10 protein-coding genes are annotated in these 10,350 nt (G+C 62.4%); 2 read left to right on the forward strand and 8 right to left on the reverse strand.

Going from position 1 to position 10,350, the window contains the following annotated elements; translation table 11 throughout:
* Positions 1-25 precede the first annotated feature (25 nt).
* The 7 genes from IPM84_02870 to IPM84_02900 form a co-directional block, all read right to left on the reverse strand.
* Complete coding sequence (locus tag IPM84_02870; protein MBK9091713.1) at positions 26-1,486, reverse strand: aldehyde dehydrogenase family protein; 1,461 nt, start codon at positions 1,484-1,486, stop codon at positions 26-28.
* A gap of 46 nt (positions 1,487-1,532) precedes the next feature.
* The gene (locus IPM84_02875; protein MBK9091714.1) at positions 1,533-2,333 is read right to left on the reverse strand and encodes an ABC transporter permease; all 801 of its coding nucleotides are present in this window, start codon (positions 2,331-2,333) and stop codon (positions 1,533-1,535) included.
* Positions 2,323-3,258, reverse strand: a complete 936-nt coding sequence (locus IPM84_02880) for an ABC transporter permease (GenBank protein ID MBK9091715.1) — start codon at positions 3,256-3,258, stop codon at positions 2,323-2,325. Before IPM84_02880 ends, IPM84_02875 begins: the two co-directional genes overlap by 11 nt.
* Before the next feature lie 21 nt (positions 3,259-3,279).
* Positions 3,280-4,320 (reverse strand): ABC transporter ATP-binding protein, encoded by a 1,041-nt coding sequence (locus IPM84_02885; GenBank protein ID MBK9091716.1) that lies wholly within the window; start codon positions 4,318-4,320, stop codon positions 3,280-3,282.
* Between the two features lie 57 nt (positions 4,321-4,377).
* A complete protein-coding gene (locus tag IPM84_02890) occupies positions 4,378-5,538 on the reverse strand; it encodes an ABC transporter substrate-binding protein (protein MBK9091717.1) in 1,161 nt (386 codons plus the stop codon).
* Between the two features lie 433 nt (positions 5,539-5,971).
* Positions 5,972-6,370: a methylmalonyl-CoA epimerase gene (gene mce, locus IPM84_02895; protein ID MBK9091718.1), complete on the reverse strand. Its 399-nt coding sequence runs from the start codon at positions 6,368-6,370 to the stop codon at positions 5,972-5,974.
* Positions 6,371-6,415: 45 nt separating this feature from the next.
* Positions 6,416-6,856 carry a PaaI family thioesterase gene (locus IPM84_02900; protein ID MBK9091719.1) on the reverse strand — a complete coding sequence of 147 codons (441 nt, stop codon included), beginning with the start codon at positions 6,854-6,856 and terminating at the stop codon, positions 6,416-6,418.
* A 148-nt stretch (positions 6,857-7,004) separates the two neighbouring features.
* On the opposite strand from IPM84_02900, the gene IPM84_02905 reads away from it, so the two are divergent.
* Both IPM84_02905 and IPM84_02910 read left to right on the forward strand, forming a co-directional pair.
* Entirely contained in the window at positions 7,005-7,220 is a 216-nt protein-coding gene (locus tag IPM84_02905; GenBank protein MBK9091720.1) for a hypothetical protein, read from the forward strand.
* Complete coding sequence (locus tag IPM84_02910) at positions 7,199-7,498, forward strand: hypothetical protein (protein ID MBK9091721.1); 300 nt, start codon at positions 7,199-7,201, stop codon at positions 7,496-7,498. The genes IPM84_02905 and IPM84_02910 overlap by 22 nt, the downstream gene beginning before the upstream one ends.
* Before the next feature lie 15 nt (positions 7,499-7,513).
* Here the strand turns inward: IPM84_02910 and IPM84_02915 are convergent, their stop codons facing one another.
* Entirely contained in the window at positions 7,514-9,184 is a 1,671-nt protein-coding gene (locus IPM84_02915; protein MBK9091722.1) for a methylmalonyl-CoA mutase family protein, read from the reverse strand.
* Between the last annotated feature and the right edge of the window lie 1,166 nt (positions 9,185-10,350).

Here is a 10,350-nt window from a genome sequence, read left to right on the forward strand (position 1 = left end):
GCGCCCTTCGACGCCTCCCGATCGCTCAGCCGTACCAGCCGATGCGCTCCTCGTTGAGATTGATGTACACCTGCTTGGTTTCCAGGTATTCCTCCGCGCCCCAGGGGCCTAGTTCACGGCCAAAGCCTGACATCTTGTAGCCACCCCACGGCGCTTCCACGTAGGTTGGCTGCATGTGGTTGACCCAGACGATGCCCGCGCGCAGGGCTTTGACGGTGCGCAGCGCTTTGAAGATGTCGCGCGTCCACACCGCGGCGGCCAGGCCGTAGTAGGTGTCGTTGGCCAGGCGCAGGGCCTCGGCCTCGTCATCGAAGGGGATGACGGACATCACCGGCCCAAAAATTTCCTCACGCGCGATGGTCATAGAATTGTCCACATCGAAGAAAATGGTCGGTTGCACGAAGTAGCCGGGGCCTAGATCGGTCAGGCGACCGCCGCCGCTGGCCACGCGCGCGCCCTCGCGCCGACCGATGTCGAGATAATGGTTCACCCGCGCCAGTTGTTCCGCGCTGACCAGCGGCCCCATCTTGGTGTCGCGATCCAGGCCGGGACCTACCTTGATGCCCTTGGCCTTCTCCACCATCGCCTCGATGAAGTCCTTGTAGATGCTGCGCGCCACCAGCACGCGACTGCCCGCGGAACAGACCTCGCCCTGGTTGATGAAGACGCCGAACAGGGCGCCGTCCACGGCCGCCGCGAAATCAGCGTCCGCAAAGAAGATGTTGGGCGACTTGCCGCCCAGCTCCAGGGTCACGCGTTTGAGGGTTGGCGCTGCGTTCTTCATGATCAGCTTGCCCACCTCTTGCGAGCCAGTGAAGGCAATTTTGTCCACGGCCGGGTGCTCGACGATGGCCGCGCCCGCCTCGCCAAAGCCGGTGACGATGTTGACCACGCCCGGCGGCAGACCCACCTGCTCGAACGCGGCTGCCAGTTCCAACGCGGTGAGCGGCGTCTGCTCGGCCGGCTTGAGCACGGTGGTGCAGCCGGCGCAGAGGGCGGGGGCCAATTTCCAGGCCGCCATCAGCAGGGGGTAGTTCCAGGGGATGATCTGGCCGGCGACGCCGATCGGTTCCTTGAGCGTGAAAACCAGGGCATTGTCCGGCACCTGCAGCACCTGCCCGGTGATCTTGGTGGCCAGGCCGCCGTAATACTCGAAACAGGTTGCCACGTCGTTCATGTCGTATTCGGACTCGACGATGGGCTTGCCGGAATCCAGGGTCTCCAGTTCGGCCAGGCGAGCGGCGTTGTCGCGCACCCACTGGCTCAGGCGGAAGAGGATGCGCCCGCGCTCCTGCGCGGTGGTCCCTCGCCACGGGCCGTCGTCGAACGCGGCGCGGGCCGCGACCACGGCGCGGTTGACATCGGCCGCGCCGGCCGCGGGCGCAGTGGCGATTACTTCGGCTGTGGCCGGATTCAGTACGTCGAACCGGCGGCCGGCCTCGGCATCCACCCATTCACCGTTGATGAACATCTGGTAGTCTCGCATCGAAGAACACTCCTTGTGTGGCAACCTGTCGCAGACGGCTGCCGGTTTATTCGCCGCTGTCGCGTGTCAAGCGGTAGGAAAGCAGGATGGGAATGGAGGTCAGCGCCACGACGAACACGGCAACCACGTTCGTGACCGGGCGCTGGCGGGGGCGCGTGAGCTGACTGAAAATCCAAATGGGCAGGGTCTCTTGTTGCCCGGCCGTAAAGGTGGTGACGATGATCTCGTCGAAGGAAAGGGCAAAGGCCAACATGCCGCCGGCCAGCAGCGCGGTGGCGATGGCCGGCAGCACGATGTGGCGAAAAGTTTGGAAGCCGTTCGCTCCCAGGTCCATCGAAGCCTCGATCTGGCTGCGGGCTGTGCGCCGAAAGCGCGCGAGCACGTTGTTGTAGACGACGACCATGCAGAAGGTGGCATGGCCGATGACGATGGTCCAGAAACTGAACGGCACATTGAGCAGGCCGATGGCCGAGCGCATGGCAATGCCGGTGACGATGCCGGGCAGGGCGAGCGGCAGCACCAGGAGAAAGGAAACAGCCTCGCGGCCGAAGAATTTGCTGCGATAGACGGCCGCCGCGGCCAGGGTGCCCAGGACGATGGCGATGGCCGTGGCGGTCGCGGCAACCTGGAGCGACAGAGTCAACGCCCGCCAGACGTCCGCGCGGTTCCAGGCCACGGCAAACCACTGCAGCGTCAGGCCGGGCAGGGGAAAGCGAAAGGTGGCATCGTCGGTGCTGAAGGCGTAGAGCAGGATGACGGCGAACGGGAAGTGCAGGAAGAGGATGACCGCCAGCGTGGTGAGCGTCAAGCCCCAGGGCGCGCGCGGCGTTGTGGGCCTAGAGTGCATCGAAGGCTCCCAGGCGTCGGGCGCCAAGCAGGTAGAGGATCATGATGAGCATGGGGATCACGGTAAAGGCGGCCGCCAGGGGGATGTTGCCTGAGGTGCCTTGATGGGTGAGCACGGCCTGGCCGATGAAGTAGCTGGAGTTGCCGAGCGCGGAGGGCACCACGAAATCGCCCAGGGTGAGCGCAAAGGTGAAGATGGAGCCGGCCACGACGCCGGGCAAAACCAGCGGCAGGGTGATGAAGCGCAGGGTCTGGCGGGGCTGCGCGCCCAGGTCGCCGGAGGCTTCGAGCAGTGAACGCGGCAGGCGTTCGAGCGCGGCCTGGATGGGGAGCACCATGTACGGCAGCCAGACGTAGGTGAAAACCAGGAACATGCCGATGGGCGAAATGGCGAGCGCGGGCGCGCCCAGGTAGGGCAGGCTCAACAGGGCATCGAGCAGGCCGGAAAGGCCCAACTGGGCCAGGAACCAGGTCAGAATTCCTTCTTTGGCCAGGATCAGGCGCCAGGAGTAGACGCGCACGATGTAGCTTGACCAGAGCGGCATGAGCACCGCCAGGTAGAGGATGGCCTTGCCGCGGGGGGAGGCGTAGCGAGCCATGAAGTAGGCCAGGGGAAAGGCCAGCAGCGCATCGGCCAGGGTGACGGCCGCGGCCATCCCCGCGGTGCGCAGGACGATGTCCAGGTTGGCGTGCGTCAGCAGCGAGGCGTAGGTTGACAGGGTGAACTGGCGCACGATCTGCCCGGTGAAATCATCCAGGGAGAAGAAGCTCTGCAGCAGCAGGGTACCCAGGGAGCCGAGGTAGACCACGAGCATCCACAGCAGCGCGGGGCCGAGGAGGAGCAGCAGGAACAGGCGCGGGCGCAGATAGAGAAATGTGGAGACGCGCTCCCAACGTGATGGGGAAGGAGTTGAAGGATTGAGCATCTGGCCTTGATCCTGTCCTCGTCAGGCTGAAGCTACCAGGGGACGGTTATGGCTGGCATCCCAAACGCACAGCACGGCGCGCCCGCGTGCCGCCAGAACGTCCATGGACGTTGTCGTCAGATTCTGCTCGATGACGGTCAGGTCCTTGCCGCCCTCGATCTCGATCAGATAGCGGGTGTTGAGGCCCAGGTAGATCACGTCGCGCACTCGACCGGCAATGGCGCACGCGCCGTCTGGCGCCGGTTTCTCAGGCGCTTGCAGGTGAATTTTCTCCGGCCGGATGGCAAAGGTGTGGCTGGAGCCGGTCAGGCGCTGCGCCAGCGGGCCGCTGATCAGGTTGGAGGTGCCCACAAAGCCGGCCACGAAAGTGGTGGCGGGGTGTTCGTAGAGTCCGGCCGGGGAGCCGATCTGTTCGATCTTGCCGCGGTTGAAGACCGCGATGCGATCGCTCATCGTCAGAGCTTCTTCCTGGTCGTGGGTGACGTAAACGAAGGTGATGCCCACACGCTGTTGAATGGCCTTGAGTTCGATCTGCATCTGCTGGCGCAGCTTGAGGTCGAGCGCGCCGAGCGGTTCATCGAGCAAGAGGACGCGCGGCTGGACGATGAGCGCCCGCGCCAGGGCCACGCGCTGGCGCTGGCCGCCGGAGAGCTGCGCGGGACGGCGGCGCTCCAGACCGGTCAACTGCACCAGGTCGAGCATCTGCGAGACGCGTTGGTTGCGCGTGGGTTTGGGCACTTTGCGAATCATCAACCCATAGCCCACGTTGTCGCCCACGGTCATGTGCGGGAAGAGCGCGTAGTCTTGAAAGACGGTGTTGACATCGCGGCCGTAGGGCGGCACGCCGGCCACTTCGACCCCGTGCAATTGAATGCTGCCGGCCGTTGGCTGCTCGAAGCCCGCGATCAGACGCAGGCAGGTCGTCTTGCCTGAGCCAGAAGGGCCGAGCAGGGTGAAGAATTCGCCGTCAAGGATGTCGAGATTGAGGCGATCCACCGCCTTGACCTCGCCAAAGTAACGGCTGACATCTGTGAAGCGGACGGCTGGTATGGTGTCGTTCATGGTTTCTCAGTTCCTGTAGGTCCGACCAGGAGGTCGGACCTACAGGAACGCTTCGGTTCAGCGGCCGCCGATGACGGCGATGTAGTTGGTCACCCATTCGTGATAGGGGACGCAGTCCTGCTTGCCGTCGCCGCAAGCGGTGGTGGGCGTGCGCCAGAAGGCGATCCGATCGAAGTTTGCCATGCCGTTGAGGTCGCAGCCGCCGTCGGTGAGCAGTGCATTGCCCTTGCATGCGTCCGGCACGGCTGGCACGGAGCCGAACCAGGCTGCCAGATCGCCCTGCAGCTTCGCATTGAGCGAATGCTCCAGCCATTTGTAGGCGCAGTTGGGATGGGCCGCGTCGATGTGCATCATCGTGGAGTCAGCCCAGCCGGTGGCGCCTTCCGCCGGCACGACGCTGGCGATGGGCTGCGTGCTGGCCTGCAGCAGGTTGACCTGGAAGGGCCAGGAACTGGCAGCCACCACACCCTGGTTGGTGAAATCGTCAATCTGCACGAAGGCATCGTGCCAGTAACGACCAACCAGTTTGCGCTGTTCGCGCAGCAGCGCCAGGGCGGCATCGAACTGCGCCCGGTTGAGGGAGTACGGGTCCTTGATCCCCAGTTCGGGCTTGGTGGCTTTGAGGTACAGCGCCGCGTCGGCCACGTAGATCGGCCCGTCATAGGCCTGGACGCGACCCTTGTTCGACTTGCCATCGGAAAGGGTCATCTCCTCGAAGACAACCTTCCAACTGGTGGGCGCTTCTGTGAAGGCGTTGGTGTTGTACATGAGGACGTTGGGTCCCCACTGGTAGGGCACGCCGTAATGCTTACCGCCGACTGTGTGCCAGGGCGCATCCTGCAGGCGTTTGTCCACCTTGCTCCAACTGGGAATGAGGCTGATGTTGATCTCCTGGACCTTGCCTCCGGAGATCAGGCGGTTGCTGGCGTCGCCTGAGGCCGTCACCAGGTCGAACCCGCCTTCGTTCATCAGGGCGACCATCTCGTCCGAGGTGGCGGCTGTTTTGACGCTGACCATGCAGCCGGTTGCTTTTTCGAAATCGGTAACCCAATCATAACTCTTGTCGGTCTCACCTCGTTCGATGTAGCCGGCCCAGGCCACGATACTGACCGCGCCTTCACCCTGGCCGATCCCTTGCAGAGGGGCGCCGGCCTGCGGTGCGGCCTGTGGGGCGATGTTGCAGGCAGACAAGACGAGGGCAACCAACAGTAGTACCATTAGCAGCTTACGGGAAAATCGAAACGCCATCGTGTACGACTCCTTCCTTAGAAATACTGAAGAACTGACCCTGACTGAAAACCCGGCCATTGACGCTGGCCCAGCGGACTTGCCTGAGAAGCACGCCATGCGAACAGACGCAGTGAGAGGTGCATCGGTTGGGGCGATGCGCTAATGCAAAAAACGGCAGGGGACATTCGGAGAATCGAGAAGGTTTGGCGTGATCCCAAAGAGAAGTGGGGGCAATATAAGCGGCGTATCGGCTTTTGTCAAATTGCAGCTACTCAGTGCGCCGTTGCAAGAGCGATTGAAATCGCGCCTGATGGGCGTACCGCCGGGCGTCCACCTGCGTGGACGCAATGCCAGTCGGCGCAGGCCGACTTGGCGGCGGAACGCCCCTTCGCCCCGAATTCATTCGGCGGCTGAATAGTGCTCAGTCGGCTTCGAGCAGCTCGATGAGGACGCCATGCGCGCCGCGGGGATGCAGGAAGGCGCCGCGGCCTTCGGCAGCCTGGATGGGCGTCGTGTGGATCATCTCCACGCCGCGCGCCTGCATCTCCTGGATCGCGGCTTCGATGTTGTCCACTTCCAGGCAGATGTGATGCAGCCCTTCCCCGCGCTTGGCCAGGAACTTGGCGACGCCGGAGGTCTCTGTCGTCGGCTTGATGAGTTCGATCATGCTGTCGCCGGCCGGCAGGAAGGCAATTTCAACCTCCTGCTCCGGCATGTCCTGGCGCTTGCTCAGCTCCAGCCCCAGGCCGGCTTGATAGGTCAGCAGCGCCTTGTCCAGGTCGCTGACGAGAATGGCAATGTGGTTGACTTTTTTGATCATGCGAACACTTTCGATTTCCTCTCCATCTCATCTTACTGCGTGGCGTCACGCGTCCGGTACGACGCGCCACTGCTCGCGGTCGGTATCGAAGTCGGCAATCTCGCCCAGGGGCAGCTTCCAGAATTTGCCTTTGGCTTCCACGGCCACCGTGCCATCGGGCAGGAGCATCTCGCCCGCGCCCTCGAAGTAGCTGCCCCGGTCCTTGACCACGCGGCCCACCGCGGTCAGCTCCACGAACAGCGGCACGGGCTGTTTGAAGCGCAGCTCCAGGGCCACGGTGACGCCCCACACATCGCTGCCGTTGAACATGACCGCGCGGCCCATCGTTTCATCCATGATGCCGCTGACGACGCCGCCATGCATGCGCCCCGGGTAGCCCTGGTGAATCTCCTGGCCGCTGAAGCGCGCCAACACCGAGCCGTCGTCCTGCTCGTAAAAAAACACCTTCACCCCGGCGACGTTCTTCATGCCGCAGATGAAACACATGCGCGAATTCGGCTGCTTACGCACTGATTCCCCTCTCCATCGTTCGTGTCAATACCATACCTTGACTTTCCTTACGGGATGTTTATACTAATCACCCAGTAGCAATGCGTTGACGAGTCGTGTGCGCTTTGGTGATGGGAGAAAACACATGACATTCACAGAACGGGTCAAACGGCTCGATCTAGCCGACATCAACGACATCCTGGTTCATTATGACAGCGCAATGGACGCCGATCACGGTTCTGGTGACCATTGGATTCTTATGAGCGTTCTTGACAAATACGGCTTTCGCACTCATAACCCTATCAAAGCGATAGAAGTCGCTGAGGATGTAATCACTTTATGGTATCAACTCCAAAAGTAGGCGATATCATCAAGATGCGCGCCTGGCACGGCGTCGTGCTCGATGTTTTTGCCAACCCCGGCGGCCGGACAGTTCTGCGTGTACAAACGGTGAGAAATGTCTTTCGGCGCCTCAACCCCGAATTCATCGAGTTCGACCTGGCTCCTGACGCCATCGCCCCGGCCACGCTCGACGATTTGCAACAGGAAGTTGCGCAGTACCGGGCTTTTCTCGACGAGTCGGTGCAACAACTGATTGGCTGCGCAAGCACGAACGGGCATGGGTCTGCATCTTCTTGAACCTGCTTCTTGCGCCTACACCCAGCTCTCCGGCCGGTATTCGCCGAAAACCTGGCGCAGGGCGCCGCAGATTTCGCCCAGGGTGATGTAATTCTCCACGCACTCCACGAAGTGCGGCATCAGCGCCGCGTGCGGATCGCGGGCGGCCGCTTCCAGTTGCGCCAGCAGGGCCTTGACCTTGTCGTGGTCGCGCCCGGCGCGCAGTTCGGCCAGCCGCCGGCACTGATTGACCTGCACTGAGGGATCGACGCGCAGGATGTCGGCCATCGGCGCCTCGTCGGTGACGAAACGGTTGACGCCTACGACGACCTGCTCGCTGTTTTCGATGGCGCGCAGGGTGCGATAGGCCGCCTCTTGAATTTCCCGCTGCATGAAACCCTGCTCGATGGCGCGCAGCGCGCCGCCCATCGCCGCAATTTTGTCCAGGTAGGCCCGCGCACGCTGCTCGATCTCGTTCGTCAACGCCTCGATCATGTAACTGCCCGCCAGCGGGTCCGGCGCATCGGCCACGCCCGACTCGTACGCGATGACCTGCTGGGTGCGCAGGGCGATTTCCACCGCGTGCTGGCTGGGCAGGGCCAGCGCTTCATCTTTGGAATTGGTGTGCAGCGACTGCGTGCCGCCCAGGATCGCGGCCAGCGCCTGGATGGTGACGCGGACGACGTTGGCGTCTGGCTGCTGCGCGGTGAGGGTGGAGCCGCCGGTCTGCGTGTGGAAGCGCAGTTGCCAGGACTTCGGGTCTTTGGCGCCGAAGCGTTCGCGCATGATGGACGCCCACAGGCGCCGCGCCGCGCGGAACTTGGCGATCTCTTCCAGGAAGTTGTTGTGCGCGTTGAAGAAGAAGGACAACTGCCCGGCAAATTCGTCCACATCCAGCCCGGCCGCCAGCGCGGCTTCGACGTAATCAATGCCGTCGGCCAGGGTGAAAGCCACCTCTTGCACGGCTGTGCTGCCCGCCTCGCGGATGTGATACCCGCTGATGGAAATGGTGTTCCATTTGGGCGCCTCGCGGCCGCAGAACGCGAACAGGTCGGTGATCAGGCGCATGGAAGGCGCGGGCGGGAAGATATAGGTGCCGCGCGCGGTGTACTCTTTCAGAATGTCGTTCTGCACCGTGCCGCGCAGTTCGCTGACCGGTGCGCCCTGCTTCTTCGCCACCGCAATCACCATCGCCAGCAAGATGGAAGCCGGCGCGTTGATGGTCATCGAAATGCTGACTTTATCGAGAGGAATCTGAGCGAGCAGCGTCTCCATGTCGGCCAGGGAAGAGATGCTGACGCCCACCTTGCCCACTTCACCATCGGCCAACGGATGATCGGCATCGTAGCCGATCTGCGTCGGCAGGTCGAACGCGACGGAAAGGCCGGTCTGGCCCTGCTGCAGCAGGTAGCGGTAGCGGGCATTGGACTCCTCCGCGGTGGCAAAGCCCGCGTACTGGCGCATGGTCCAGTGACGGCCGCGGTACATGCTGGGATAGATGCCGCGGGTAAAGGGGTATTCGCCCGGAAAGCCCAGGTCTTTGGGATAATCAATCTGCACATCGGCCGGCGTGTAGAGCGGATCCACCACAATGCCAGAACTGGTGGTCAGCTCCGCCGCGCGTTCGGGAGAGCGCGCCACGAATTTCTTGCGCGTGGTTTGCAGCCAGGTGCGTTTCAGGTCAGCGATCGTTGCTTCGGACATCATTCAGCTCCTAATCAAGAATCACCCTCTGCCGGGTGAGAATTGGCAAACAGTCTCCAAAAGAATGCTGCGCCCACTCTACGCCCGAATGCCCCGCCTGCCCATGATTTGCGTCAGCCTGTGCGACTTTTGTTGTCCGCGCGGCGGAGTCCACCGAATGAATTCGGTGTCTGATACGTCAAACCCGCTCAAGCGGGTTGCGTTGGTGGGAACCTGTCTTGACAGCGGAGGTTTGCACAACGCAGGGACGCCAGGGCGCAAAGACGCAAAGGATATTCGGGAGAGCGATGCTCATCCACGGGTGATTCAGCCCGTGAATTCGTTCTGCCACGAATTGACACGCCTCGAGCGGTCACACCCAACACCAACCTGCTTCAGCAGGTTTCGGTGTATCAGACCGTGAATTCATTCACGGGTGGGTTGGCCCGTGAATTCGTCATGCGCGCCGCGGCGGGATCGTCGCGCGCGAAGCCCACCGAATGAATTCGGTGTCTGATACGTCAAACCCGCTCAAGCGGGTTGCGCTGGTGGGAACTGGTCTTGTGGGGTTGTGGTGGTTGGGGTTGTGAATTCGCTCTGCGCAAGTCTTACGAATTCAGCCATCACACCCAACACCAACCTGCTTTAGCAGGTTTCGGTGTATCAGACCGTGAATTCATTCACGGGGCGGTATCAGACCGTGAATTCATTCATGGGTGGGTTGGCCCGTGAATTTATTCACGGGGCGGGTTGGCCCGTGAATTCGTTCATGCGCGGCGGCGGCTCGTCGCGCGCGAAGCCCACCGAATGAATTCGGTGTCTGATACGTCAAACCCGCTCAAGCGGGTTGCGCTGGTGGGAACTGGTCTTGTCAGGCCGTGGTAGTTGGGGTTGTGAATTCGCTCTGCGCAAGTCTTACGAATTCAGCCATCACACCCAACACCAACCTGCTTCAGCAGGTTTCGGTGTATCAGACCGTGAATTCATTCACGGGGCAGCCGAAGAATCGTCCAACCTTGCGCAGGCCCGCCCGGTAAGGAGATTTCGCCGTCGAGAACGCCATCGGCTTGCCCGACGCTGGATGGTGCACCAGCCTGCGCAAGGGGGCCGCCGCAACACATCAAACCCGCTCAGGGGTTGCGGTGGTGGGAACTGGTCTTGTGGGGTTGGGTGGTTGGGGTTGAAATTGC

Origin of the sequence: Candidatus Amarolinea dominans, assembly GCA_016719785.1 — a bacterium.
Lineage (GTDB): Bacteria > Chloroflexota > Anaerolineae > SSC4 > Amarolineaceae > Amarolinea > Amarolinea dominans.